This is a genomic window from Mesorhizobium sp. P5_C1, from assembly GCF_054049815.1.
The window spans coordinates 1-24,028 of sequence record NZ_JBFULQ010000028.1 but is presented as its reverse complement, the minus strand read 5'-3'; the positions used below and the strand labels follow the sequence as shown (position 1 = coordinate 24,028).

The 24,028-nt window shown below is 63.8% G+C and carries 28 protein-coding genes and 1 pseudogene; 5 read left to right on the top strand and 24 right to left on the bottom strand.

All coding sequences use genetic code 11. From position 1 onward, the window contains the following. Positions 1–304: pseudogene (locus ACXJ7R_RS04410) on the bottom strand (sulfatase-like hydrolase/transferase); the annotation flags it as partial. A 221-nt stretch (positions 305–525) separates the two neighbouring features. Between ACXJ7R_RS04410 and ACXJ7R_RS04405 the strand changes: the two are divergent. Beyond that, complete coding sequence (locus ACXJ7R_RS04405; RefSeq protein ID WP_184872579.1) at positions 526–744, top strand: hypothetical protein; 219 nt, start codon at positions 526–528, stop codon at positions 742–744. Here the strand turns inward: ACXJ7R_RS04405 and ACXJ7R_RS04400 are convergent. The 5 genes from ACXJ7R_RS04400 to ACXJ7R_RS04380 form a co-directional block, all read right to left on the bottom strand. Continuing rightward, entirely contained in the window at positions 722–1,159 is a 438-nt protein-coding gene (locus ACXJ7R_RS04400; protein WP_457150754.1) for a DUF3052 family protein, read from the bottom strand. The two genes, ACXJ7R_RS04405 and ACXJ7R_RS04400, sit on opposite strands and share 23 nt — an antisense overlap. A gap of 2 nt (positions 1,160–1,161) precedes the next feature. Further along, entirely contained in the window at positions 1,162–3,000 is a 1,839-nt protein-coding gene (sdhA, locus tag ACXJ7R_RS04395) for a succinate dehydrogenase flavoprotein subunit (RefSeq protein ID WP_457150753.1), read from the bottom strand. 1 nt (position 3,001) lies between these two features. Continuing rightward, positions 3,002–3,397: a succinate dehydrogenase, hydrophobic membrane anchor protein gene (gene sdhD / locus ACXJ7R_RS04390; protein ID WP_457150752.1), complete on the bottom strand. Its 396-nt coding sequence runs from the start codon at positions 3,395–3,397 to the stop codon at positions 3,002–3,004. A gap of 2 nt (positions 3,398–3,399) precedes the next feature. Then, positions 3,400–3,804, bottom strand: a complete 405-nt coding sequence (gene sdhC / locus ACXJ7R_RS04385) for a succinate dehydrogenase, cytochrome b556 subunit (RefSeq protein ID WP_457150751.1) — start codon at positions 3,802–3,804, stop codon at positions 3,400–3,402. Between the two features lie 246 nt (positions 3,805–4,050). Further along, positions 4,051–4,494 (bottom strand): hypothetical protein, encoded by a 444-nt coding sequence (locus ACXJ7R_RS04380; RefSeq protein ID WP_457150750.1) that lies wholly within the window; start codon positions 4,492–4,494, stop codon positions 4,051–4,053. A gap of 207 nt (positions 4,495–4,701) precedes the next feature. On the opposite strand from ACXJ7R_RS04380, the gene ACXJ7R_RS04375 reads away from it, so the two are divergent. Next, entirely contained in the window at positions 4,702–5,064 is a 363-nt protein-coding gene (locus ACXJ7R_RS04375) for a hypothetical protein (protein WP_457150749.1), read from the top strand. A 7-nt stretch (positions 5,065–5,071) separates the two neighbouring features. Here the strand turns inward: ACXJ7R_RS04375 and ACXJ7R_RS04370 are convergent, their stop codons facing one another. The 10 genes from ACXJ7R_RS04370 to rplS form a co-directional block, all read right to left on the bottom strand. After that, positions 5,072–6,268 carry a diguanylate cyclase gene (locus ACXJ7R_RS04370; RefSeq protein WP_457150748.1) on the bottom strand — a complete coding sequence of 399 codons (1,197 nt, stop codon included), beginning with the start codon at positions 6,266–6,268 and terminating at the stop codon, positions 5,072–5,074. Between the two features lie 77 nt (positions 6,269–6,345). Beyond that, positions 6,346–7,542 (bottom strand): GGDEF domain-containing protein, encoded by a 1,197-nt coding sequence (locus ACXJ7R_RS04365; protein WP_457150747.1) that lies wholly within the window; start codon positions 7,540–7,542, stop codon positions 6,346–6,348. Positions 7,543–7,704: 162 nt separating this feature from the next. Continuing rightward, complete coding sequence (gene leuC, locus ACXJ7R_RS04360; protein ID WP_457150746.1) at positions 7,705–9,114, bottom strand: 3-isopropylmalate dehydratase large subunit; 1,410 nt, start codon at positions 9,112–9,114, stop codon at positions 7,705–7,707. A gap of 81 nt (positions 9,115–9,195) precedes the next feature. Beyond that, the gene (locus tag ACXJ7R_RS04355) at positions 9,196–9,390 is read right to left on the bottom strand and encodes a hypothetical protein (RefSeq protein WP_167391997.1); all 195 of its coding nucleotides are present in this window, start codon (positions 9,388–9,390) and stop codon (positions 9,196–9,198) included. Further along, positions 9,387–10,022: a class I SAM-dependent DNA methyltransferase gene (locus ACXJ7R_RS04350; RefSeq protein ID WP_457150745.1), complete on the bottom strand. Its 636-nt coding sequence runs from the start codon at positions 10,020–10,022 to the stop codon at positions 9,387–9,389. The genes ACXJ7R_RS04355 and ACXJ7R_RS04350 overlap by 4 nt, the downstream gene beginning before the upstream one ends. 58 nt (positions 10,023–10,080) lie before the next feature. Then, entirely contained in the window at positions 10,081–10,890 is an 810-nt protein-coding gene (locus tag ACXJ7R_RS04345) for an amino acid ABC transporter permease (protein ID WP_457150744.1), read from the bottom strand. Positions 10,891–10,968: 78 nt separating this feature from the next. After that, positions 10,969–11,766 (bottom strand): transporter substrate-binding domain-containing protein, encoded by a 798-nt coding sequence (locus ACXJ7R_RS04340; protein WP_095084031.1) that lies wholly within the window; start codon positions 11,764–11,766, stop codon positions 10,969–10,971. 176 nt (positions 11,767–11,942) lie between these two features. Beyond that, positions 11,943–12,428 carry a MarR family winged helix-turn-helix transcriptional regulator gene (locus ACXJ7R_RS04335; protein WP_457150743.1) on the bottom strand — a complete coding sequence of 162 codons (486 nt, stop codon included), beginning with the start codon at positions 12,426–12,428 and terminating at the stop codon, positions 11,943–11,945. Continuing rightward, positions 12,425–12,859, bottom strand: coding sequence for an organic hydroperoxide resistance protein (locus tag ACXJ7R_RS04330; protein ID WP_457150742.1), 435 nt, complete (start codon positions 12,857–12,859; stop codon positions 12,425–12,427). Before ACXJ7R_RS04330 ends, ACXJ7R_RS04335 begins: the two co-directional genes overlap by 4 nt. A gap of 145 nt (positions 12,860–13,004) precedes the next feature. Next, complete coding sequence (rplS, locus tag ACXJ7R_RS04325; protein WP_095084028.1) at positions 13,005–13,550, bottom strand: 50S ribosomal protein L19; 546 nt, start codon at positions 13,548–13,550, stop codon at positions 13,005–13,007. Positions 13,551–13,877: 327 nt separating this feature from the next. Between rplS and ACXJ7R_RS04320 the strand changes: the two genes are divergently transcribed. Continuing rightward, on the top strand, positions 13,878–14,630 hold the full coding sequence (locus tag ACXJ7R_RS04320) for a sulfite exporter TauE/SafE family protein (protein WP_457150741.1): 753 nt from the start codon (positions 13,878–13,880) through the stop codon (positions 14,628–14,630). Here the strand turns inward: ACXJ7R_RS04320 and trmD are convergent. Continuing rightward, positions 14,612–15,310, bottom strand: a complete 699-nt coding sequence (trmD, locus tag ACXJ7R_RS04315; RefSeq protein WP_457150740.1) for a tRNA (guanosine(37)-N1)-methyltransferase TrmD — start codon at positions 15,308–15,310, stop codon at positions 14,612–14,614. The two genes, ACXJ7R_RS04320 and trmD, sit on opposite strands and share 19 nt — an antisense overlap. After that, positions 15,307–15,906: a ribosome maturation factor RimM gene (gene rimM, locus ACXJ7R_RS04310; RefSeq protein ID WP_457150739.1), complete on the bottom strand. Its 600-nt coding sequence runs from the start codon at positions 15,904–15,906 to the stop codon at positions 15,307–15,309. The genes trmD and rimM overlap by 4 nt, the downstream gene beginning before the upstream one ends. 204 nt (positions 15,907–16,110) lie before the next feature. On the opposite strand from rimM, the gene ACXJ7R_RS04305 reads away from it, so the two are divergent. Together ACXJ7R_RS04305 and ACXJ7R_RS04300 are read left to right on the top strand one after the other, a co-directional pair. Further along, positions 16,111–17,073, top strand: coding sequence for a tyrosine recombinase XerC (locus tag ACXJ7R_RS04305; protein WP_457150738.1), 963 nt, complete (start codon positions 16,111–16,113; stop codon positions 17,071–17,073). 405 nt (positions 17,074–17,478) lie between these two features. Continuing rightward, positions 17,479–18,546 carry a TraB/GumN family protein gene (locus ACXJ7R_RS04300; RefSeq protein WP_457150756.1) on the top strand — a complete coding sequence of 356 codons (1,068 nt, stop codon included), beginning with the start codon at positions 17,479–17,481 and terminating at the stop codon, positions 18,544–18,546. A gap of 565 nt (positions 18,547–19,111) precedes the next feature. Here the strand turns inward: ACXJ7R_RS04300 and lpdA are convergent. From lpdA to ACXJ7R_RS04270, 6 genes are all read right to left on the bottom strand, one after another. Continuing rightward, positions 19,112–20,518, bottom strand: a complete 1,407-nt coding sequence (gene lpdA, locus ACXJ7R_RS04295; protein ID WP_457150737.1) for a dihydrolipoyl dehydrogenase — start codon at positions 20,516–20,518, stop codon at positions 19,112–19,114. Between the two features lie 24 nt (positions 20,519–20,542). Next, complete coding sequence (locus ACXJ7R_RS04290) at positions 20,543–21,298, bottom strand: SDR family oxidoreductase (protein ID WP_457150736.1); 756 nt, start codon at positions 21,296–21,298, stop codon at positions 20,543–20,545. Next, positions 21,295–21,804 (bottom strand): hypothetical protein, encoded by a 510-nt coding sequence (locus ACXJ7R_RS04285; protein ID WP_457150735.1) that lies wholly within the window; start codon positions 21,802–21,804, stop codon positions 21,295–21,297. Before ACXJ7R_RS04285 ends, ACXJ7R_RS04290 begins: the two co-directional genes overlap by 4 nt. A gap of 9 nt (positions 21,805–21,813) precedes the next feature. Next, on the bottom strand, positions 21,814–22,566 hold the full coding sequence (locus ACXJ7R_RS04280; protein ID WP_457150734.1) for a DUF4241 domain-containing protein: 753 nt from the start codon (positions 22,564–22,566) through the stop codon (positions 21,814–21,816). 16 nt (positions 22,567–22,582) lie between these two features. Continuing rightward, the gene (gene odhB / locus ACXJ7R_RS04275; protein ID WP_457150733.1) at positions 22,583–23,863 is read right to left on the bottom strand and encodes a 2-oxoglutarate dehydrogenase complex dihydrolipoyllysine-residue succinyltransferase; all 1,281 of its coding nucleotides are present in this window, start codon (positions 23,861–23,863) and stop codon (positions 22,583–22,585) included. A gap of 62 nt (positions 23,864–23,925) precedes the next feature. Continuing rightward, the coding region (locus ACXJ7R_RS04270; protein WP_457150755.1) for a hypothetical protein at positions 23,926–24,028 on the bottom strand (103 nt) is incomplete at its 5' end.

Here is a 24,028-nt window from a genome sequence, read left to right as displayed (position 1 = left end):
GCATGAACATCGCGCCCCAATCGAAATAGCCGAAAACACTTTCGACGTAGACATAGAAAAGGAAGAGAAAACAAGGAATAAGCGACAAGTAGGCGCTGAACCACCTGCTTGTTGGCTGATCCGTCCTGACCCCTTGGAGGCGATCCAGCAAGAGAAGCGAGCACAGAGCGCCCAGGCCAAGGACCGCCAGCAGCCTTTTCTCCTGAAGATAAACCAGCGACACGAGCCAGGTGAGCGACCCCACTGTCGCGACGCTGACCAATGATCCAATTGGCCAGCAACGAATAGCATGAAATCCGCGCATACTTCGCACTCGATCGACGATTTCGGAAGTGGATATCGAGAATCACTTAAAGCTATACTAAGGCAATGCTGATGAGCGCAAATATCAAACGGCCAATTACTTTCGAGATCGCTAATATACGTCGCTCAAAAGTGACCTCGGTTTTGGGCGAACGGCGTGCATGAGCGGTTCGACGTTTCCGTGAAACGGTGAACCGCTCTAAGCGCATTGTTGTGTGATAGATGGACGGCCTCGTATTTCAGGCGAGCGCCGAAATTCTCGATCAGACGGGCCAGCCGGTCGATCTGTGCAAAGTCGACAGCGCCAGCCATATCGCAGAGGTCATCGAAAAGCGCGATAGAGACCGTGCGCCATCCGGCTTCGGTCAGGTTTTGCCTTGCTGGATCTTCGAATTCTTGGGGAGCGTCAGTTCAACCGTTACCTGCGGTCTTTTCGGATGACGAGCTTCAGCCCGGACCAGATTTCATTGACGGCGGCGACTTTCACATCGACCAGGTCGCGCTTCAGCGCCTCGGCGCGAACGACGCTCTCGGTGACGTCGGTCGGCACCTTCGATGCCTTCTTCGGCCAGGACACCCAGACCATGCCGTCGCGCTTGATCGCCGCTTCGACATCGCCGAGGCGATCCTCGATCTCGGCGCGCTGCCGGGTGAAGGCATGGACGGCATCGTATTTTTGGGTCGTTCCCGAAATGTCAGACCAATCGGCCAGCCGGTCGACATTGGCAAAGGCAACAGCATCGGCCAGCTCATCGAGTTCCGATGGCAGCGCGATGAAGGCGGCGGTCATCCCGTCCTTCAGGCCGAGCTTGGCCGGAAGGGGCGTAGCGGAATATCCCGAGGCCGCCAGCGCCATGGTCAATACACCCTGGCCTTCGGCGCGATCTTGGCGAGGCTGATGCCGCCGTCCTTTTCCGCCAGCAGCGGCTCGGTATGCACCGGCCGGTAGGACAGCGTCACCTTGCCGCCTTCGCTGAGCCGGGCCAGCGTATGCTTGCGCCAGGCCGTGTCGTCGCGTGCCGAAAAGTCTTCCCGCGCATGCGCCCCGCGGCTCTCCTTGCGCGCCTCGGCGCTGTAGACCGTGGTGATGGCGTTGGCCATCAGGTTTTCCAGTTCCAGCGTTTCGACCAGGTCGGAGTTCCAGATCATCGAGCGGTCGAACACTTTGATGTCCTTGAGCTCGGTCCAGATTTCCGAAATACGCTTGCAGCCATTCTCCAGCGATTCCTGCGTGCGGAACACCGCCGCGTCTTCCTGCATTGCCCGCTGCATTTTTTCGCGCAAGCTTGCCGTCGGCGTCGAGCCGTTGGCGTGGCGCAGGCGGTCGAAGCGGCCCATGATCTTTTCGACAGAGGCTTCGTTGGGCGCCGGGATCGCCGACTTGCGGTCGATGACCTGGCCGGCCCGGATCGCGGCCGCGCGGCCGAACACCACCAGGTCGATCAGCGAGTTCGAACCCAGCCGGTTGGCGCCATGCACCGAGGCGCAGCCCGCCTCGCCGACCGCCATCAGCCCGGGCGACACCTTGTCCGGGCTCCTCGGCGTCGGGTTGAGCACCTCGCCCCAGTAATTGGTCGGCACGCCGCCCATATTGTAGTGCACCGTCGGCAGGACCGGGATCGGCTCCTTGGTCAGGTCGACGCCGGCAAAGATCTTTGCCGATTCCGAAATGCCCGGCAGCCGCTCGTGCAGCACGGCCGGATCGAGATGGTCGAGGTGCAGGAAGATGTGGTCCTTCTTCGGGCCGACGCCGCGTCCTTCGCGGATCTCCAGCGTCATGCAGCGCGAGACGACGTCGCGCGAGGCAAGGTCCTTGGCCGACGGCGCGTAACGCTCCATGAAGCGCTCGCCCTCGGAGTTGACGAGATAGCCGCCCTCGCCGCGCGCGCCTTCGGTGATCAGGCAGCCGGCGCCATAGATGCCGGTCGGGTGGAACTGCACGAACTCCATGTCCTGCAGCGGAAAGCCGGCGCGTGCGGCCATGCCGCCGCCGTCGCCGGTGCAGGTATGCGCCGAAGTCGCCGAGAAATAGGAGCGGCCATAGCCGCCGGTCGCCAGCACCACCATCTTGGCCGAGAAGCGGTGGATGGTGCCGTCGTCGAGGTTCCATGCGACGACGCCGGTGCAGGTGCCGTCCGGCTCCATGATCAGGTCGAGCGCGAAATACTCGATGAAGAACTGCGCGTTGTTCTTCAGCGACTGGCCGTAGAGCGTGTGCAGGATGGCGTGGCCGGTGCGGTCTGCGGCCGCGCAGGTACGCTGCACCGGCGGGCCTTCGCCGTAATTCATCATGTGGCCACCGAACGGCCGCTGGTAGATCTTGCCTTCTTCGGTGCGCGAGAACGGCACGCCGTAATGTTCGAGCTCGTAGACCGCCGCCGGCGCTTCGCGCACCAGATATTCCATGGCGTCGACATCGCCCAGCCAGTCCGAACCCTTGACGGTGTCGTACATATGCCACTGCCAGGAATCGGGCCCCATGTTGGACAGCGAAGCGGCGATGCCGCCTTGCGCCGCCACCGTGTGCGAGCGGGTCGGGAAAACCTTGGTGATGCAGGCGGTGCGCAGGCCCTGTTCGGCCATGCCGAGCGTGGCGCGCAGGCCGGCGCCACCGGCGCCGACGACCACCACGTCGAATTTGTGATCGACATAGGTGTAAGCGGAACCGGTGTTGGCTCCTTTTGCGTCCTTGGCCAACTCAGCCTCCGAATGCCAGCTTGAGCAGGGCGAAGATCGAGGCGACGCCGACCGCTATGGTGAAAAACGTATTGAGCGCGATAAGCGCCAGCTTCATGCCTTCGCCATGCACGTAGTCCTCGATGATCACCTGCATGCCGAGCCGCATGTGGATGAGGCCGGAGATGAGCACCAGGGCCAGCACCAGCGCCACGAACGGATTGGCGAGCGATGCCCGCACCTCAACGTAGCCGCCGCCGTTGAGCGCGGTCAGGAAACCGACGAAGAACAGCGTCAGCGGGATGTTGGCGATGGCAGTGAGGCGCTGGCGCCAGAAATGCCCGGTGCCCTCGCGGGCGGAACCCAGGCCGCGGACTTTCGCCAGCGGCGTGCGCATGTCGGTCTTGCCAGTGCTCATGATCAGGCTCCCCGCGCCATATAGCCGGCGATCCAGATCAGCAGCGTGAGCAGGACCGAGCCGGCCAGCGTCGCCCAGGCGATCTTCGAGGCCGTGTGCTTCTCGAGGCCGGCGCCGGTGTCCCAGACCAGATGGCGCACACCACCCAGCATGTGGTGCATCAGCGCCCAGGTGTAGCCGAACAGGATCAGCCGGCCGAGCCAGGTGCCGAAGGCCCAATTGACCCAGTCGAATGTCGGCTGCGAGCTTGCCGCCGCCATCAGCCATATGGCGACCAGCAGCGTGCCGAAATAGAGCGCGCCGCCGGTGATGCGATGGATGATCGACATCGTCATGGTGATCGGCGGCCGGTACACGGTCAGGTGCGGCGAAAGCGGTCTTGCGCGGGTGGCTGGTGATTTGCTCATGGCTCCCCCAGTTCGGCGTCCCTGGAGCCTCAGGTGGAAATGCGGCATTGCCGCTTCCGGATGCGACTTCGGACAGCCGGTTTCTAATGCTCTTTTTGCACCGCGTCAAAGCCAGAAAACCGTTTCGAAAACGTAATTTAGTCTGACTAAAAGGCAGGCGCAGGCTTCAATCGATTAGCGGTGATTGGGCCGAAGCCGGCTCGCTATCGCTGCAGTGCAACATACAGGTCCGACATGGCCCCCAAGTCAGCGCTTACAGGTCACCGGCGTCGACCCAGCCTTCATGACCAGCGCTTCGCGGCCATCGATCACAATCGCGTCATGCGCCTGCTGGTAACGGCTGTTCTGGTTGGCCGGCGAGGCCTGCAGATCTTCGCTGGTACCGTCGGACCCGAGAACATGCACCGAGGTGCCGAGATTCTCGATGGTCATCCTGCCGCCATCGGCGCAACTGTAGGTCGCGGTGCGCGGCTGCGGCGAGGTCATGTCGGTGCCGGCACCGCCCGCCGAGGCGGCAGGCGCCAGCGAGAACGACGTAGCGGCCCTGTTGCCGGCTCTCGGAGGATCATTCTGCGGCACGCAGGCCATGGCGACCAGAAGCGGCGACAGGACAAGCGTCACCCGAAACGTCCGGCCTGGCGCCATATGCTGTCCCTCCCGCGCGGCAAACTGGCCACGATGCGTTGCCAAGATCAAGGTCATCCTATGCCGAACTGGACGCCGGCCGCGATGGTGCGGCCAAGCATGGCCGAAAGATGGCCACCGGATTTTCCACCCAGTCGGATATTAACCATGTTTACCGAGACATCGCTGCGAAACGCGCCGGCCTCTTAACAAAGGTTAAGAAAAGGTTAATTTCTGATTCGAGGAGGCTTTCCTCTAAACAAGGAGGACGCCATGCGTTCGAACTCGGAAAGAATGCGCCTTGCGGCGCTCATCGTGGCGGCTTCCGTCGTTGGCCTGGCGGCGCCAGCGCTCGCCGGCGCACGCCACCACGACCGCGTCTACGCCGATTCGCTCGGCAATCTCGTCATCGACAGCGCCGCCGGCTACAAGCGCATCCTGGTCGGCGAAGGCAAATTGGCCAAGCAGCTGTCCGACTACACCAGCGCCGGCCAGCCCAAGGTGATCTACGAGAATGAATCGGACGAAATCACCGGCTCCGGCGATTGTTACCGGCCGCCGGTGTTCGTGAAAGGGCGCAGCTATATGTACGGGCTTGCTGATGGCGAGATGCCCGAGCTCAGCCCCTGCCAGTGATCCGGATCTAACCAGCGCCGGCTGTAATCTCTCTTCCGCCGGCCGGCCCGGCGGAGACACGCACACAATCGCGCCCGGCATTCTTCGCCTGGTAAAGTGCCTGGTCGGCGCGCCGCATCAGACCGGCAAAATCCTCGCTCGGATGAAGCTCGGCGACGCCGAAGCTTGCCGTGCAGCGATTGTCCACCGGCAGTCCATCGATGGGCAGCGCGCTGAAAGCGCTGCGCGCGCCCTCGGCGAACAGCCGGGCGGCGGCAAGGTTGGTTCCCGGCAGGATGATGGCGAACTCCTCGCCGCCGATGCGGCCGGCGACATGGTGGCCGGCGGCGGCCTCGCGCAGGAAACCGGCAAAGGTCTCGATCACCCGGTCGCCGGACGCATGGCCGAAGCTGTCGTTGACGGTCTTGAAATGATCGAGGTCGGCGATGACCAGCGCGACCGGCACGCTTTGACGCACGGCGCCCAGCACTGCCTGCTCAGCGTGGCGGGCGAAGCCGCCGCGGTTGAGCAGGCGCGAAAGCGTGTCCGTCTCCGACCTCGACGTCACCTCGGCGAGCACGTCGCGAACCAGGATGGCCAGAATCAGCAGCGCCAGCGCCGAGCCAAAGACGGTGCCGAGCGACTGAGACACCAGCGCGTAGTTGCTTTGCAGATAGGCCTGCGGGTTGGCGCCCCAGCCGCCGAGCACATGCGCGATGAGCGGCTTTGAGGCAAACTGTAACCCGCTGGCCGCCAGCACCGCCATCAGGATGTGGTCGAGACGGGCGTGCCTTTGCCGCGACGACCACACGATCACGAGACCGATGAACTGCATGACCGCATAGGGAAGCTGGTAGGCCATCATGCGGGCCAGCGACTGGCGCGGCAGGTCCTGCACGAAATACACCGCGACAGAGGTGGCGACGAGGAAGAACAGCATCTGCTTCCACGGCGGCGACACGCCGTATTTGTGCGCCAGGCCGCCATTGAAGGCGATGGTGGCGCCCAGGAACACCGCGAAGGCGGCAACGACCACCGGCCGCGCATTGTCGAAGGCGGGGATGCTGAATTCGATGGCGAAATACACCATGCCCAGCAGATAGCCGAACGCCAGCCAGCGCGGCGCGGCGCGGCCGGCCTCATGCAACGCGACCGCGATGAAGGACGCCGCCAACAGGCCGGCGACCGACACATTGATCAACAGGATGAAATTGGCGCCGCTCATAGTCTTCCCGAACCCGCGCCGACAGCTAAAGCATCGAGCGGCGAAGAAGCCGTTAACGCTGGCCCAGCCGGGCGGGATCAGCCCACCTTGAGTGGCTCCGGCACGAACACCGTTTCCGGGCGCTCATAGGACAGGCGCACGCTGTCGCGGCCATTCTTCTTGGCCTTGTAGAGCGCATCGTCGGCACGGCGCATCAGCGGCTCTAGCGCCTCGTCGCCACTGCGGGCAGCCACGCCGAAACTCGCTGTCACCTTGGTGCCGGCAGGAAGCCCGTCGACCTGGCCGGCCGAATATACCGTGCGCACGGCTTCGGCGAACAGCCGCGCGGCAGCGAGATCGCTCAACGGCAGCAGCACGGCAAACTCTTCGCCGCCGATACGCCCGGCAACGCCGCGCGTCCCGGCGGCCAACCGAAGCTTGGAAGCGAAGTCGGCGATCACGCGATCGCCCGCCGCATGCCCATGTACGTCGTTGAGCGCCTTGAAATGATCGAGGTCGGCCAGCACCAGCGCGACCGGGAAGCGGGCCGTGGCGCAGTGGCGCAACAGCTGCATGCCTCGTTCCTCGAAGCCGCGGCGATTGAGAAGGCCCGAAAGTGGGTCGGTGTAGGTCTCGGTCTTCAGCGCCTTCATCACGTCAAGTGCCGCGGCGGAGAACAGGCAGAGCGCAATCAGCAGCGACAGCAGTGCATGCGACAGCAGCGCCGTCGTCCAGTAGGACGAGGCATAGAAGCCGTCATAGCTGGTGAAGGGCCCGTGCGCTATGACGACGACAAGGGTACGCACGAAGAAGTTCAGGCCCGACAACAGCGACAGCGCGAAAAGGATGTTTTCGGTCGGACCGTTGCGGCGCACCGGTCGCAGTTCGGCGGCGACCAGAAGGCTGAGGCCGCCAAAAGCGAAATTCATCGCCAGGATGCGCCAGGTGAGATCCGGCGCGACGAACAGGAACCAGCAAAACGACGCCAGGCCACCGCCGACCAGTACGCCGATCCCCACATAAGGCACCTTGCGGCCATAGCGGTGGATGATGGCGCTGGACAGGCAGCAACCGGCAACGGTGAAGCAGATATTCGACGTCAGCTTGGTCAGCTGCATGCCGAAGGGCAAGGTGAAATACTGCAGCAGGAAGCCGGCCGCCGAGAGACCGTAGCTGATCGCCAGAACGGCGAGATATGGGCGGTGGCGTTGATAGGACCATAGCACGAGGAAGGCCGCGCCGAGTGCCAGCGCGATCGTCGGATTGAGCAGCGCTATGAACAGACCGGTGTCCAAAGGACTGTGACTTCCCCTCGCTTACGTCAGGGAAGACCTTAGGGCGCAAGCCCAAACAAGCAGTTAAGCGAAAGCTGAATATGCAACGGAGCGGATGAAAAAGACCCCGGAGCCGCAAGGCGGTCCGGGGTCTGGCATGCGTTCGAGCCGCAGGTTCCGGCGCTATTTCCACTCGCGGATGTCGACGAAGTGGCCGGCGATCGCCGCCGCCGCCGCCATCGCCGGCGACACCAGGTGGGTGCGGCCCTTGAAGCCCTGCCGGCCTTCGAAATTGCGGTTCGAGGTCGAGGCGCAGCGTTCATGCGGCTTCAGCCGGTCGTCGTTCATGGCAAGGCACATCGAGCAGCCCGGCTCGCGCCAGTCGAAGCCGGCGGCGACGAAGATCTTGTCGAGGCCTTCGGCTTCCGCTTGTTCCTTGACCAGGCCGGAGCCGGGCACGATCATCGCATCGACATGCGGGCTGACGGTCTTGCCTTCGACCACCTTGGCGACGGCGCGCAGATCCTCGATGCGGCCATTGGTGCACGAACCGATGAAGACGCGATCGAGCGTGATGTCGGTGATCCTGGTGCCCGGCGTCAGCCCCATATAGTCGAGCGCGCGCTGCTTGGAGGTGCGCTTGTTTTCATCCGAGATATCGTCCGGGTTCGGCACGATGCCTTGCACCGACACGACATCCTCGGGCGAGGAGCCCCAGGAAACGATCGGCGGCAACTTGGCCGCGTCGAGCACGATCACCTTGTCGAAATGCGCGCCTTCGTCGGACTGCAGCGTCTTCCAGTATTCCATTGCCGCATCCCACGCCGCGCCCTTCGGTGCGCGCGGCTTGTCCTTGACATAGGCGAAGGTCGTCTCGTCTGCCGCGATCAGGCCGGCGCGCGCGCCGCCCTCGATCGACATGTTGCAGATCGTCATGCGGCCTTCCATCGACAGCGCACGGATCGCCTCGCCGGCATATTCGATGACATAGCCGGTGCCGCCGGCGGTGCCGATCTCGCCGATGATGGCGAGGATGATGTCCTTGGCGGTGACGCCATCCGGCAACTGGCCGTCGACACGCACCAGCATGTTCTTGGCCTTGCGCTGGATCAGCGTCTGCGTCGCCAGCACATGCTCGACCTCGGACGTACCGATGCCGTGCGCCAGCGCGCCGAAGGCACCGTGGGTCGAGGTGTGGCTGTCACCGCAGACGATGGTCATGCCGGGCAGCGTAAAGCCCTGCTCCGGGCCGATGATGTGGACGATGCCCTGGCGGATATCGTTTTCCGAATAATACTCGACGCCGAAATCCTTGGCATTCTTGGCCAGCGCCTCGACCTGGATGCGGCTTTCCTCGTTCTTGATGCCGAACTTGCGCTCGGGCGAGGTCGAGACATTGTGGTCGACCACGGCCAGCGTCTTTTCCGGATGCCGGACCTTGCGGCCGCTCAGGCGCAAGCCTTCGAAGGCCTGCGGGCTGGTCACTTCATGGACGAGGTGGCGGTCGATGTAGAGCAGACAGGTGCCGTCGTCCTGGCGGTCGACGACATGGTCGTCGAAAATCTTGTCGTAGAGGGTGCGCGGTGCGCTCATGTGCGTAAATCCGTCGATATGAGAATGGGAAGGAGCAGATGCCGGATCACCGGTCCGGCGAAACGACCTGAACAGGTCGGCCTAGGGTAGTCGGCTGGTCAGCGCGCCGGAGACGCGCGCGGAGAAACGCGACGGCAGGCGTTTTCTATCCTGCAGCACGAACCCCTTATAGGCCGGATCGCCAAAAAGCTCTTCCATGGCGTGGCTCATACCAATGTTTTGGCTTTTCGGCAATTGGAAGCTGCCGTCGCAGGACGTAGGTTCCTCGCCGCTCACATCACCTCAAAAACGAAGGTCTTCACCAGCGCGTCGGGCTCGGCGATCGCGTAGCAGCGGAACCATGGGCTTTGCTCGACCGGCCGCCATGTCTTCGCCTGCTCCAGTTCGTCGAACACGGCCTGGAAGCCGCCGCTGTCGAACACTTGGTCGCGCACGGTGAAGACGGCGTGGCCGCCCTTCCGGGTGATGCGCACCAGCTCATGCAGGCTCAAGGCCGGCGCATGGCTGATGGTGAAAACGCCGGTTGAGAAGAAAGCGCGGAAATGGCCATCCGGCCATGGCAGCGGCCCGCCAAGCATCGCTTGTTTCAGCTCGCTGTAGGCATTTCGGCTGCCGGCGATTTTCAGCATGTCGTCGGAGAGGTCGAGCCCGGCAATGTCACGGTAGCCCAGCGCCTGCAGCGACGGGCCCGACAGTCCGGTGCCGCAGCCGGCATCGAGCAGCGGTCCGTCGCCCGCCGGCACGTGGCGGGCCACCCAGGCGGTGATCAGGAAGGGCAGGAGATAACCGAGCGAAGCCGTCTCGCTGTCATAGGTCGCGGCCCACGCGGCATAGGCCTCGGCCAGCGCTTCCGGCGTGTCGGCGGTGTAGACGGAATCAAGCGCCGCATTGGCTTTGTCGACGATCATGTGACGTCCTCATTCGAGATATGGAGACAAGGATCGTAGCGCCGTCTTCGCTCAAAAACTATTCTTCGTGCTGGCGACGCAACCGCCGTTCCAGCGCCCGCAAGGCCAACGACAGGCCAACGGTCAGGATGAGATAGATGTAGGCGACGATCGAATAGGTCTCGAAGAAGCGGAACGAGCCGGCGGCATAGACCTTACCCATCTGCGTGATGTCGGCGACGCCGAGCACCGAGACCAGCGAAGAATCCTTGACCAGGGCGACGAAATCATTGCCGAGCGGCGGCAGGATGGTGCGGATCGCCTGCGGAAACACGATCAGCCGGAAACGTTGAGCGCGCGTCAGGCCGAGCGCCTTCGCCGCCTCGATCTGGCCCTTCTCGACGGCCTGGATGCCGGCGCGAAAGACCTCCGAGATGAACGCCGAATAGCCGATGGTCAGCGCCATGATGGCGCGCCACAAGAGCGACACGTCGCGCACCAGCAATTCGCCCACAAGGCCGGCATTCTGCAGCGGTGCGGTCAGGGCATTCCAACCCGCGACGAAGGCCGGCGCGCCGACGAAGGCGATCCAGAACAACAGCACCAGGATCGGCACGCCGCGGATGATCTCGACATAGAAGCGGGCGACCTGGCGTAGCGGGCGCGAGCCCGACAGGCCCATCAGCGCGACGCCGAGGCCAATGCCAGACGCCAAAACGAAGGCAATCACGGTGACGAAAACGGTAATGCCTATGCCCTTGGCGACGGTGGCGAAGACCTGGGCGTAGAGGTTGCTGGTGGCAACGAAGACGGCCACCGCAATCGCGATGGCCACGGCCACGACCAGCCACCAGGGGAAGTCGGATTTTGAGGTAGAAGCGGCCTGCATCAGGCGATGCCGGCGAAGCGCAGAGTCAGCGCGAGGATTACCGCGCCATCAGTATGCAATGCGCTCAACAAGGGGGGGTTACTGCCCCATCTTGTAATCAAGGAACCATTTCTTGTTGAGCGTGTCGAACGTGCCGTCGGCCTTGAGCGCCGCGATTGCCGCGTTGACTGGCTTCACCAGATCGGAGCCCTTCGGAAAGATAAACCCGAAATCCTCGGTGCCCAGCGGCCCGCCGATCAGCTTCAGCTTGCCGTCGGAGGCATCGACATAGCCCTTGCCCGCGGTACCGTCGGTCAGGACGACATCGACGTCGCCGGACTTCAAGGCCTGCACCGTCGCGCCAAAAGTCTCGAACAGTTTGATGCGCGGATTCTGCTCATTACCGTCGAGCACGCTGTAGACGGCGGTGTAGAAGGGCGTCGTGCCGGCCTGGGCGCCAATCAGCCCGTCCTTGAAAGCGCCGAAGGTCTTGGCGTCCGTGAAGCGGCTTTCGTCGCCGCGCACCAGCATGAACTGTTCCGACCGCATATAGGGGTCGGAGAAGTCGACCTTCTGCTTGCGGTCGTCCTTGATGGTGATGCCGGTCATGCCGATATTGTACTGGTTGTCGGAAACCGCCTGGATCATCGCGTCCCAGGAGGTATTCTGGTACTCAACGGTGAAGTTCAGCCGCTTGGCGATCTCGTTCATCGCATCATATTCCCAGCCGATCTGTTTTCCCGTCTTGGCATCGATGAACTGCAGCGGCGGATAGGCGTTTTCGGTCACCACCACCACCTTCTTGCCGCCGAGATCGGGCAGCGCCTGCGCCAAGGCGGCAACGGGCGTCAGCATGAGGGCAAGTAGGCCGGCCAGCAGCAGTTTCGATTTGGTCATGACACACTCCCCGGAAGTGAAAGCGCCCGGACATCGGCCGGGCTTGCAGGAAAATCCGGCGCCGACTTTAGCTTTCCACAAGCGTCATGCAAGACGGTCCACTGCGTCGGCGCACGTGAAAACGGATTCCATTGCCTTCTATCCGGGGATTCCTGGACGATCGTCGTGGTGTCCCGTCAATCGGCGCTCGCTTCCCGCAAACCGTCGATCAGCCGGGTCAGGGAGCGATGCAGGGATTTCAGCTCGTCGCCGTCGAGCGGCGAATGGCACCGCATCGCGGCCGACACCGCCTTGGCGCCCTCGCGCAGTGCCTGGCCCTGAGGTGTCGGTTCGACCAGCACCCGGCGTTCGTCGGCGGCATCGCGCCGGCGCGTGACCAGGCCGTTCGCTTCCAGGCGCTTGAGCAGCGGCGTCAGCGTTGCCGAATCGAGCCCCAGCGCGTCGCCGAGTTCGCCGACCGTGCGCGGTGCATGCTCCCACAGTGCCAGCATGGTCAGATATTGCGGGTAGGTCAGGCCGAGCGGCTCGAGCAGCGGCCGGTAGAGCCGTGTCATCAGCCCGCTCGCCGAATAGAGCGCGAAGCACAGATGCTGGTCGAGCTTCGGTATCCCGGCGAAATCCGCCGGGACGTCCAAGGGCGAAGGGATCGTTCTGGTGGTCATGCTGCCTTTGCCGGAAGCGCCTTTGCCGAAAGGGCCACCTCGATGTTGCCCTTGATGGCGTTGGAATAGGGACAAACCTCATGCGCTGCCGATACAAGCGCTTCCGCCGCCGCCTGATCAAGACCTTTCGTCTCGGCCGCCAGCGAAACGCCGAGCAGGAAACCGCCCTGACCATTGGGATGCAGGCTGACATTGGCTGTCACCGAGGCATCCTGCAGCGGCAGTTTCTGCTTGCCGGCGATGAAGCGCATGGCGCTTTCGAAGCAGGCGGCATAGCCGGCGGCGAAAAGCTGCTCGGGATTGGTGGCGCCGCCCTTGCCGCCAAGTTCCTTCGGCATGGCAAGGTCGAGGCTGAGCAGGCCATCGCTGCTCTGGACGTGGCCGGCGCGGCCGCCGACGGCGCGGGCCTGGGTGGAATACAATGCGGTCATCTAGTGTCTCCAGTTATATTGTGTGCGATCGTTTAGTGCACGATCTAAATCGAGTCAATGGCGGATTTCCTGCCAAGTAAGATTCCCATCAAACGAAAAAAGGCGGCCGAAGCCGCCTTTTCTACAAACATGATTGGCGAAAAACTTATTCGGCGGTCGCGGCTTCCGCGGCCTTGGCTGCCTCAGCCTCGGCGGCTGCCTTCTTCTCGGCTGCTTCCTTGGCGGCCGTCTCGGCGGCCAGAGCCTCGGCGGCTGCCACCTTCTCGGCCTCGATACGGGCCTTCTCGGCGTTCAGCGCATCGCGCTCGTCATCGTTCAGCTTGCGGGCGCGCACGCCGGTGTTTTCCGAAATACGGGCCGACTTGCCGCGACGATCGCGCAGATAGTAGAGCTTGGCGCGACGCACCTTGCCGCGGCGAACGATCTCGACGCCCTCCACCATCGGCGAATAGACCGGGAACACGCGCTCGACGCCTTCGCCGTAGGAGATCTTGCGGACGGTGAAATTTTCCTGGAAGCCGGATCCGGCGCGGGCGATGACGACGCCCTCATAGGCCTGGACGCGGGTGCGGGTGCCTTCGGTCACGCGGACCTGGACGCGCACGGTGTCGCCGGGCTGGAATTCGGGAAGCTTGCGCTTGGCTTCGATCTTGGCGGCCTGCTCGGCCTCGAGTTGACGGAGAAGATCCATCTCAAAAATCCACTTCTTGTTCTTCCGACAGCCAGAGCGTCCGACACTCGCCTTGCAGTTCCAATGACCGCTCGGCTATGCCCTTTATCGAAGACATCGGTGTCCAAGACATCGGGCAGGGGCGACTACACCGTCATTGTTGACGGATCCGGCAGAGTTTTTCTTGCCGGTACGGGCGGGCACATACAGCTATTTCAGCGCTTTGTCACGCCTGACCCCGAGTCTTTTTTGCCTGCATGGCACCATCATAACCTTCCGGTGCCGGGTTGCGTCCGTATGCCAGGCTTCCTAAGCCGGGCGCAGCACAGTTTTTCGCGGCGGCCTTACATGTCTATCTTCGACGCCATCCTGCTTTTCCTGGCGGGCTTTCTGTCAGGCGCCGCCAATGCGGTCGCCGGTGGCGGCACCTTCATCACCTTCGGCGCCATGACCTTGGTCGGCCTGCCGCCGATCGTCGCCAATGCCACCTCCTCGGTGACGCAGTTTCCCGGCTACATCACCTCGACGCTCGCCTACTGGGATGACATCCACCATTTCTGGCGTGGCGCATTGCTGCTCTGCCTGATCTCGGCGGTCGGCGCGCTGGCTGGCGCGCTGATCCTGCTGGCGCTCGACAATCCGTCCTTCCGCGTCCTAGTGCCGTGGCTGCTGTTGGGCGCAACGGCCCTGTTTGCCGCCGGGCCGTGGCTGAAACCCGCGCCGAAGCCGGGGCACGAAGCAGCCGTGGGCACGCTAACCGGTTCATTGGCGCAGTTCATCACCGCTATCTATGGCGGCTTCTTCGGCGCCGGCATGGGCGTCATGATGCTGGCGACGCTCGGCCTCACGCAAGCCGGCGACTATCACCGGCTGAACGCGCTGAAGAACATGCTGGCCATTGTCATCGCCGCGGTGGCGATCGTCGTCTTCGTCTCGGGCGGCGTTGTCGCCTGGCCGCAGGCGATCATCATGATCCCGGGCGGCGCGCTGGGCGGCTATGCCGGCGTCTGGATCGCCAAGCGCGTACCGCAGAACGCAGTGCGCGGCTTCGTCGTCGCCGTCGGCCTGTTCCTCGCCTTCTACTACTTTAGCAAAGGCTGAGCGCCGGGCAGGTCGGGCCGCCGCTCTTTCGTCAGCGCCTCGGACTCCGCCCGCCGCCAGGCAGCGATCTTCTTGTGATTGCCTGATATCAGCACCTCGGGAATCTCGCGCCCCTCGAATTCCTGCGGCCGTGTGTAATGAGGGTGTTCGAGCAGGCCGTTCTCGAAACTCTCCTCTTCGCCCGACACGGCGTTGCCCATGACGCCGGGCAACAGCCGCACCACCGCGTCGAGCAGCACAAGGGCCGCCGGCTCACCGCCAGAGAGGATGAAATCGCCGATCGAAACCTCTTCCAATCCGCGCGCCTCGATCAGCCGCTGGTCGACGCCCTCGAAGCGGCCGCACAGGATCACAGCGCCCGGCCCGGCGGCGAGTTCGCGCACGCGCGCCTGCGTCAACGGCTTGCCGCGCGGGCTCATCAGCAGCCGTGGCCGCGCGTCGCCTTCCGGCGAAGCATGGTCGATAGCCCTGGCCAAAACATCGGCACGCATCACCATGCCGGCACCGCCGCCGGCCGGCGTGTCGTCGACGGTGCGATGGCGGTCGGTGGCAAAGTCGCGGATCTGGATCGCTTCCAGCGACCATGTGCCACCTTCCAGCGCCCGGCCGGCCAGCGACAGGCCGAGCGCGCCCGGAAACATCTCGGGATAGAGCGTCAGCACCGATGCTTTGAACGTCACCGGTTGCCCCCGGCGTCGCGCGGTCCGCGCGGTCTGCCCTTCGGATCGAAGTCTTCCTCGCGCGGCGCATCGCCATCCTCGTCCTCGAGCAGCCCGGCCGCCGCCGGGTCGACGCGGACAAAGCCCTCGACGATCGACACATCAGGCACCGCCGCCTGCGTGAACGGGATCAGCACGCCCTTGCGCCCGCCCAATGTCACATCGAGAATGTCGCCACCGCCGAAATTGTGCACGGCCACGACCTTGCCGATCGCAGCACCGGCATCGTCCCGGACCTCCAGACCGACCAGGTCGGCATGGTAGAATTCGTCCTCCTCGCCATCGTCGGGCAGCATCGAGCGGTCGACAAACAGTTCGGTGCCGGCGAGCGCCTCAGCTGCGTTGCGGTCGGCAACACCCTTGAAGCGGACAACGACGACGGTGTTGGCGGGCCTGATGTCGATGATCTGGAAGGCGCGGCCGTCCCTGGCATAGAGCGGCCCATAATCGGCCAGCGCCAGCGGCTCACCGGTGAAGGTCTTGACCCGCAATTCGCCCTTGATGCCGTGGGCGGCGCCGATCACGGCCATCTGGACGGGGTTTTGGGGCTTGCTCATGGCGCGATATCCTTTGGCTTTGCTCTAACGCTCCCCGATTGTCATTTCAATGACATGGCTCTTCACCGGTTCCTAACCCGGCTGCCGGAAAATGGCGGCTGATGCATGTCGCCCAAAAGTGGAGCCCGGTTTTGGGAAGACGACATGCATAAAGACAAATACATGTCGCCCAAAAGTGGCTCCTGGTTTGGGACAACGGCACGCATGAAGCAAGATTGGAAGCACACCGTGCAGGAATTCCTCATCCCGGCAAAACCCGACCTCCAGGCGGCGCGTGAAAGCTGGCTGAAGATGCTGGCGCGCGAACGCCGGCTGTCGCCGGAGACCGTCGAGGCCTACGAGCGCGACACGCGGCAGTTCCTGCATTTCCTCACCGGCCATTGTGGCGGCTCGCCCGGCATTTCGGACATCGCCAATCTGCGCCCAGCCGATCTGCGCGGCTTCCTCGCCGCGCGCCGCAACGCCGGCGCCGGCGCCCGCACGCTTGGCCGCGGACTGGCGGGCATCCGTTCGCTGCTGCGGTTCCTCGAACGGCGCGGCCTCGTCAATGCGGCCGGTGCGGCAGCCTTGCGCGCGCCGCGCCAGCCCAAATCGCTGCCCAAGCCGCTGACGGCAAGCGACGCCAAGCATGTCGTTTCCGTCGAAGGCCAACTGGCGGAAGAGCCGTGGATCGCCGCCCGCAACGCAGCCGTGCTGACGCTGCTCTACGGCTCCGGCCTGCGCATTTCCGAGGCGCTTGGCCTCGCAGCTGCCGATCTGGCCTTGGCGACCGACACCGTGCTGCGCGTCACCGGCAAGGGCGGCAAGACGCGGCTGGTGCCGGTGCTGCCAGTGGCGCTGCGGGCGATCGCCGAATACCGCCGGCTCTGCCCCTATCATCTCGACCCGAAGGGCCTTTTGTTTCGGGGCGCGCGCGGCGGCCCGCTCAATCCGGCCATAGTCCAGCGCGACATGGCCAAGCTGCGCTCGGCGCTCAACCTGCCCGATACCGCGACGCCGCACGCGCTGCGCCATTCCTTCGCCACGCATCTGCTCGGCCGCGGTGGCGATTTGCGCACCATCCAGGAGCTCCTAGGCCACGCCAGCCTGTCGACGACGCAGATCTACACCGGCGTCGACACTGCCAGGCTGCTCGAAATTTATGAGTCTGCTCACCCAAGGGCATGATCATTTCGTCATCCCTGGGCGAAGCAGCCGCGCAGCGGCGTCGCGAAGACCCTGGTATCCATGCCGCGATCTCAGCCGAAGAATGCCGCGGACCAGAATTCTGAACCGTGGCAGCGCTTTGAAGTCGCGGCATGGATCCCGAAGTCTGCGCCGCGTCGCTGCGCTCCTTGCTCCGCCCCAGGATGACGAAGCGATGGGCGTTTTCGCCAATTCACCAAGGCATGCGGTTTGGTCAACGCAAATAGACCCGTCAAAACGCCTGCGCCGAGTAGCTAGGACCGGTCAAAGACAATTTTGCAGCGCCGATTAACCGTTTTGCCGCTTTTTGCGCCTAGACCTGACCATGATCCCGAAAAGTGGGACCCGGTTTTCGGAAAGGTCATGGTCAAACATGAAGACAGCGTCATGAAACGCGTCATCGCCATCGCCGACCGTGCAGCTTCCGTGTCGCTGAAGCTGCTTGTCGCGCTCAATGTCCTGTTTTTCCTGTCGTTCCTTGCCGTCTTGCTGCTCGCGGCCGGCAGGGCGCATGCCGAGATCCCCACCTGCACCGGCGCCGACATGCTGTCTGCCTTGCAGAAGAGCGATCCGTCGGCCTATCAGAAGATCGAGACTGAAGCCGCCGCCACGCCGAACGGCAAGGGCCTGCTGTGGAAGCTGGAGAAGCCGGGCGAAAAGCCGTCCTTCCTGTTCGGCACCATGCACATGACCGACCCGCGCGTCACCGCGCTGCCGCCGGCCGCGCAGAAGGCCTATGACGCCGCCGCCACCATCGTCATCGAAACCACCGACGTGCTCGACAAGCAGCAGATGATGGCGGCGATGCTCAAGGAGCCGGACCTGATGATGTTCACCGACTCCACGACGCTGTCGTCATTGCTGTCGCCCGACGATGCGGCGGCCATGAATGCCGCACTCGACGCACGCGGCATCCCGCCGGCAACCGTCGCCAAGATGAAGCCGTGGATGCTCTCGGCCATGATGGCGCTTCCGGCTTGCGAACTCGCCCGACAGTCCGGCGGCGCCCCGGTGCTCGACGTCAAGCTGGCGGAAGGTGCCAAGGCCGCCGGCAAGCCGGTTGAGGGACTGGAAACGGCTGCCAGCCAATTGCGCGCCATGGCCTCTTTGCCACTGGCCTTTCACATGAAGGGGCTGGTCGACACGCTGAAGCTGGGCGACAAGGTCAACGACATCAATGAAACCATGATCGTTCTCTACCAGCGCGGCGACACCGGTATGTTCTGGCCACTGTTCCGTGCGGCCATGCCCGATGAGCAGGACGACCCCGCAGGCTATGCCGCGTTCGAGGAAACCATGATCACCAGCCGCAACAAGGTGATGGTAGATCATGCCCAGCCGATCCTTGCCAGGGGCAATGCCTTCATGGCGGTCGGCGCCCTCCACCTTCCGGGTCCCGAAGGCCTGGTCGAGGATTTCCGCAAAGCCGGCTATACTGTCACCGCTGTCAACTGAGTCGCCGCATGGTGGTGGAGGATCCGGGCGTCGCGTTTTCGGCGTTTTCCTCGACTAGTGTGAAACCCATTCGACGGTAACGCGTTGATGGCTGTTGTTTGATGTTTTTCATCCACGGAGGACACTTTTATGGCGAACACACCGAATCCAAACGACCCGTTCAATTCGTCCACCAACGCTCCTCGCCCAAGCGGCGGTGGCAGCACCTGGCTGATTGTTCTGGTCGTCGTTATTCTGGCGGTTGTCGCGTATTATGTTTTCGGAAGAAGCGGCGGTGAGCATCCGGCACCTGCCGAGGCGCCGGCGGCCAGCACACCGGCACCTGCGCCGGCTCCTGCAGAACCTATGAAGCCAGCCGAACCGGCTCCGGCCGCGCCCGCTCCCGCGGCGCCTGCCCCAGCGCCCGCACCGGCTCCAGCGCCTGCGCCGGCTCCTGCCGCACCGGCCAACTGATCAGGCTCGATATCAAATACGAACGGCCCGCCAAAAGGCGGGCCGTTTTGTTTGGGGAGCTTCTTCTGGCAGCAAAATGGTATGCCAAGCGTCGAACCGAGGGCTGCGTTTCCTAGATGTGGATCGGCTTGAAGAAGGTCGCCAGCGCCGCCTCCTTGACCGCTTCCGACATCGTCGGGTGTGCATGGCAGGTGCGGGCAAGATCCTCGGACGAGCCGCCGAATTCCATCAGCACCGCCGCCTCGTGGATCATCTCGCCGGCGCCGAAGCCGACAATATGGACGCCGAGCACGCGGTCGCTTGCCTTGTCGGCGAGGATCTTGACGAAACCGTCGGTGTGCAGCATGGCGCGCGCCCGGCCATTGGCGCTGAACGGAAACTTTCCCGCCTTGTACTCGATGCCGGCCTTCTTCAATTCCTCCTCGGTCTTGCCGACCGAGGCGATTTCCGGGCTGGTGTAGACGACGCTCGGAATGACGTCATAGTTCACATGGCCGGCCTGGCCGGCGATGGTTTCCGCCACCGCCACGCCCTCGTCCTCGGCCTTGTGTGCCAGCATCGGTCCGGCGATGACATCGCCGATGGCGTAGATGCCGGGCACGTTGGTTCTGAGATGGCCATCGGTCGTGACCCGGCCACGCTCGTCGACCTCGACGCCGGCTTCCTTGAGCCCGAGGGTGTCGGAATAGGCGCGGCGCCCGGTGGCGATCAGCACCGCGTCGGCCTCGATGGTCTCGGCAGCGCCACCCTTGACCGGCTCGAAGGTGACGGTCGCGCCCTTCTTGGCCTTGGCGACACCGGTGACCTTGGCGCCGAGCTTGAACTCGAAACCCTGCTTCGACAGCATTCGCTGGAACTGCTTGGAGACCTCGCCGTCCATCCCGCCCAGTATGGTGTCGAGAAATTCGACGACAGTGACCTTGGCGCCAAGCCGCGCCCACACCGAGCCGAGCTCGAGGCCGATGACACCGCCGCCGACCACCACCAGATGACCGGGCACTTTCTCCAGCGACAGCGCGCCGGTCGACGACACGATCACCTTCTCGTCGAAGTCGACCTTGACGCCGGGAATGCCGGCGACATCCGAACCGGTGGCGATGACGATGTTCTTGGTCTCGATCTCCTCGACCTTGCCGTCCTCGCCGGTCACCGAGACTTTTCCCGCGGCGATCACCTTGCCGGTGCCGCGGAAGCTGTCGATCTTGTTCTTCTTGAACAGGAAGGCGACGCCGTTGACGTTCGACGCCACTGTCGCGTCCTTGTGCGCCATCATCTTCTTCAGGTTCAATTTCGGCGCGGCGATCTCAACACCGAGCGTGTCGAAGGAATGGCCCGCCTCGGCGAACATCTCGGAGGCATAAAGCAGCGCCTTGGACGGAATGCAGCCGATGTTGAGGCAGGTGCCGCCGAAGGTCGCGTTCTTCTCGACCACCGCCGTCTTCAGCCCGAGCTGCGCCGCCTTGATGGCGCAGACATAGCCGCCCGGTCCCGATCCGATGATAACGACGTCATAAGCCATGATACTGTCCTTCTTGATTGGGGCTCAGCGGCCGCCGCTTACATTCAGGATCGCGCCCGTCGTATAGGACGCGGCGTCGGATAAAAGATAGAGAACCGCACCAGCGACTTCATCAGCAGTTCCGGCTCTTTTCATCGGAAGCGTATCCTGGATCAATGCCACCCGGTCCGGCTGCCCGCCCGAGGCATGGATGTCCGTATCGATGATGCCCGGGCGCACCGCATTGACGCGGATGCCTTCCAGCGCCACCTCGCGGGCGAGCCCGATGGTGAACGTGTCGATGGCGCCCTTGGAGGCGGCATAGTCGACATAGTTGTCCGCGGCGCCAAGCACCGCCGCAGCCGACGAGATGTTGACGATAGCGCCACCCTTGCCGCCGTGACGGGTCGACATGCGCTTCACCGCCTCGCGGGCGCAGAGGAACGAACCGACGACATTGATGCGCATCATGCGCTCCAGCCGCGAAAAATCCATCTCGTCGACGCGAGCCTTGGCGTCGACGATGCCGGCATTGTTGACGAAGGCATCGAGCCGGCCATAGGCGCGGTCGACGGCACCGAACATAGCAACGATATCGGCCTCGACGCCGACATCGCCCTTGACGGCAAGAGCGTCGCCGCCGGCGGCCTGGATCTCTGCGACCAGCGCATCGGCGGCGTCCTTATTCGCAGCGTAGTTGACCGCGACGCGGTAGCCGGTCTTCGAGCCGAGCCGGCAGATCGCGGCGCCGATGCCGCGGCTGCCGCCGGTGACCAGCAGCACCTTTTGCGTATCGGTCATTCCTGGCATCCCTTCAAGGCAAACACATCCCACGGCACTTTCGAAAATCCATTGCCGCCATAGGCCGAGGATTGACGCAACGACTGCCCAAGATCCGGCAGGATCAGCGTCTTCGGCGCCTCGACGCCTTCGGCCGGCAGCAGGCCGATGCTGCCCTTGTCATCCGACGTGTAGATGACGCCGTGCCAAGCCGTACAGGCGGCGAGCTCCTCGCCGGTGACGTCGCCCTCGGGGCATTTGTACATCAGCACGCCGTTCGGCCGCGACACGCCCTCGTTCCACATGACGATGCCGTTCAGCACCACATTGTTGTCGAGGATCAGCCGGAAGCTGTTGGTGACGGTCGCTGAGGTGCCGGTCGGGCTAAAATCGATCTCACTGCCGCTTTGGGCCTCGCCATAGACGGCGAGTTCGATCGGGCAGGCTGCGATTGTGGCGGAGCCGGTGAACAAAACAGCCAGAGATCCCGCTAGGCATGCGATGGCGGACGACAAGGGGCTTTGCATCGCGGCGACCTACTGGCTCTCGCGGCCATCGGCGTTTTCAAGCACTTCAAAGTCGGTCATCAGCAGCAGCGGCTCGCCAGCCGCGCTGAGGCCCCAGAACGATGGATAGATTCCGTCACCCCAGCCGCTCCAGAACATCGCAATGTTGAGGGGATTGCCGACAACGGGGTGATGCATCGCGAACCGATCCTGGTTGGGCGCAAACTCGGCCGCCAGGACGTCGTCATAGTAATTCTGCTTGGCTTCAAGCTTGTCCTGCTGCTCAGACATCAACGCCATTGCCATCTTGTCCATGAACGAACCAAGACCGGCATCGACGGGATATCCAAATACCTCGTTGCCCTTCAGGGTCGATGCATCCTGATCGGGCAAGGTTGCCAGCTCCCAGCGAAACGGCCTGCCGGGCCGGAAGCGCAGGACTGCTGCAGCAACACGGCCTTGTGCCTCAAGCAACGATACCGGGTAGCGCCCTGGTCTGACCTTGCGGCTTAACGCTGGCCAGTCGGTTCCGGTAGTCAGGGGATCGCAGGCGACAATTTCGCCTGTCGGCAAATCCAGCTCGCCGATCACCGTGACGGTTATCTCGCGCTCCGCCATTTGCGCATCGCTCAGGTCGAAGAGGCCGAGATTGCTGCTCGCCTGCGCCGGCTCCCATTCGGGCGACACCACCGCCGGCGTGGACATGGAGGTCCACGGCTCACGCCGTAAGATCCGTAGCCCACGGCCCAGCTTGAACCCCAACTGCTCCAGCCAGCCGCTCATTGCGGATCAGCTCCGCTCACAGATCCAGAACCAGCCGTTCCGGATCCTCCAGGCTTTCCTTGACGCGGACCAGGAAGGTCACCGCTTCCTTGCCGTCGACGATGCGGTGATCGTAGCTGAGCGCCAGATACATCATCGGCCGGATCACGATCTGGCCACCGACCACCACCGGCCGGTCCTGGATCTTGTGCATGCCCAAAATCCCCGACTGCGGCGCGTTGAGGATCGGCGTCGACATCAGTGACCCGTAGACGCCACCGTTGGAAATCGTAAACGTGCCGCCCTGCATGTCGGCGACCGACAGCTTGCCGTCGCGCGCGGCGATGCCCAGGCGGCCAATCTCCTTCTCGATCTCGGCGATCGACATCTGGTCGGCATCGCGCACGACCGGCACGACCAGGCCCTTTTCGGTGCCGACGGCGACGCCGATATGGGCATAGTTCTTGAAGATGATGTCGGTGCTGTCGATCTCGGCATTGACCGAGGGGATTTCCTTCAAGGCGTGGGTGACGGCCTTGGTGAAGAAGCCCATGAAGCCAAGCTTCACGCCGTGCTTCTTCTCGAACACGTCCTTGTACTTTGTCCTGAGCGCCATCACCGCGCTCATGTCGACCTCGTTGAAGGTGGTCAGCATGGCGGCGGTCGACTGCGCTTCCTTGAGCCGGCGCGCGATGGTCTGGCGCAGCTTGGTCATGCGCACGCGCTCTTCGCGCGACGCATCGTCGCCCGAGGACGGCGCCCGCACCGCAACCGGCGCCGGCGCTGCCCTGGGGGTCTCGGCCGGCTGTGACGGCGCGCCCTTCGAGATCGCGTCGAGCACGTCGCCCTTCAGCACCTGGCCGCGCCTGCCCGAGCCGGAGAGCTGGTCGACGGCGAGATTTTTCTCGGCGATCAGTTTTGCCGCGGCTGGGGCCGGCGGCATGTTGCGCGGCTCGACCGCGCCGGCGTCGCCGGCGATCTTGGCGGTTTCGGCAGCGGCCTGCCTACCGGTCGATGCCGCGTCCGGCGACGAGGCCTGCGACACCGCCTGTGGCTTGGTTGCTGGTGCGGCGGCATCGCCACCCGCCGAAATCGAACCCAGCAGGGCGCCGACGCCGACCGTCTCACCTTCCTTGACGGTGATCTCGCCCAGCGTACCGGCGGCGGCGGCAGGCACCTCCACCGTCACCTTGTCGGTCTCGAGCTCGACCAGCGGTTCATCGGCGGCGATCGTGTCGCCGACCTTCTTGAACCATTTGCCGACGGTCGCTTCGGTGACGGAYTCGCCGAGAGTGGGAACGCGGATTTCGGTAGCCATTGTGCCTGTCCGTTTCTTCCTGAGTTATTCGCCCAGATCTGTTCTATTCACCCGAGTCTCTTCTATTCACCGAGCGCGTCTTCGAGCAAGGCGGCGAGCTGGGCAAGGTGCTTCGACATCAGTCCGGTCGCCGGTGAGGCGGCCGCCGGGCGGCCGGTGTAGCGC

What these genes read in the sequence shown, in the direction of transcription:
- ACXJ7R_RS04405 (WP_184872579.1), top strand. Translation starts at nt 526, where the DNA reads ATGGACGGCCTCGTATTTCAGGCGAGCGCCGAAATTCTCGATCAGACG.
- ACXJ7R_RS04400 (WP_457150754.1), bottom strand. Translation starts at nt 1,159, where the DNA reads ATGGCGCTGGCGGCCTCGGGATATTCCGCTACGCCCCTTCCGGCCAAG.
- sdhD (WP_457150752.1), bottom strand. Translation starts at nt 3,397, where the DNA reads ATGAGCACTGGCAAGACCGACATGCGCACGCCGCTGGCGAAAGTCCGC.
- sdhC (WP_457150751.1), bottom strand. Translation starts at nt 3,804, where the DNA reads ATGAGCAAATCACCAGCCACCCGCGCAAGACCGCTTTCGCCGCACCTG.
- ACXJ7R_RS04375 (WP_457150749.1), top strand. Translation starts at nt 4,702, where the DNA reads ATGCGTTCGAACTCGGAAAGAATGCGCCTTGCGGCGCTCATCGTGGCG.
- ACXJ7R_RS04370 (WP_457150748.1), bottom strand. Translation starts at nt 6,268, where the DNA reads ATGAGCGGCGCCAATTTCATCCTGTTGATCAATGTGTCGGTCGCCGGC.
- leuC (WP_457150746.1), bottom strand. Translation starts at nt 9,114, where the DNA reads ATGAGCGCACCGCGCACCCTCTACGACAAGATTTTCGACGACCATGTC.
- ACXJ7R_RS04350 (WP_457150745.1), bottom strand. Translation starts at nt 10,022, where the DNA reads ATGATCGTCGACAAAGCCAATGCGGCGCTTGATTCCGTCTACACCGCC.
- ACXJ7R_RS04345 (WP_457150744.1), bottom strand. Translation starts at nt 10,890, where the DNA reads ATGCAGGCCGCTTCTACCTCAAAATCCGACTTCCCCTGGTGGCTGGTC.
- ACXJ7R_RS04340 (WP_095084031.1), bottom strand. Translation starts at nt 11,766, where the DNA reads ATGACCAAATCGAAACTGCTGCTGGCCGGCCTACTTGCCCTCATGCTG.
- ACXJ7R_RS04335 (WP_457150743.1), bottom strand. Translation starts at nt 12,428, where the DNA reads ATGACCACCAGAACGATCCCTTCGCCCTTGGACGTCCCGGCGGATTTC.
- ACXJ7R_RS04330 (WP_457150742.1), bottom strand. Translation starts at nt 12,859, where the DNA reads ATGACCGCATTGTATTCCACCCAGGCCCGCGCCGTCGGCGGCCGCGCC.
- rplS (WP_095084028.1), bottom strand. Translation starts at nt 13,550, where the DNA reads ATGGATCTTCTCCGTCAACTCGAGGCCGAGCAGGCCGCCAAGATCGAA.
- ACXJ7R_RS04320 (WP_457150741.1), top strand. Translation starts at nt 13,878, where the DNA reads ATGTCTATCTTCGACGCCATCCTGCTTTTCCTGGCGGGCTTTCTGTCA.
- rimM (WP_457150739.1), bottom strand. Translation starts at nt 15,906, where the DNA reads ATGAGCAAGCCCCAAAACCCCGTCCAGATGGCCGTGATCGGCGCCGCC.
- ACXJ7R_RS04305 (WP_457150738.1), top strand. Translation starts at nt 16,111, where the DNA reads ATGAAGCAAGATTGGAAGCACACCGTGCAGGAATTCCTCATCCCGGCA.
- ACXJ7R_RS04300 (WP_457150756.1), top strand. Translation starts at nt 17,479, where the DNA reads ATGAAACGCGTCATCGCCATCGCCGACCGTGCAGCTTCCGTGTCGCTG.
- lpdA (WP_457150737.1), bottom strand. Translation starts at nt 20,518, where the DNA reads ATGGCTTATGACGTCGTTATCATCGGATCGGGACCGGGCGGCTATGTC.
- ACXJ7R_RS04290 (WP_457150736.1), bottom strand. Translation starts at nt 21,298, where the DNA reads ATGACCGATACGCAAAAGGTGCTGCTGGTCACCGGCGGCAGCCGCGGC.
- ACXJ7R_RS04285 (WP_457150735.1), bottom strand. Translation starts at nt 21,804, where the DNA reads ATGCAAAGCCCCTTGTCGTCCGCCATCGCATGCCTAGCGGGATCTCTG.
- ACXJ7R_RS04280 (WP_457150734.1), bottom strand. Translation starts at nt 22,566, where the DNA reads ATGAGCGGCTGGCTGGAGCAGTTGGGGTTCAAGCTGGGCCGTGGGCTA.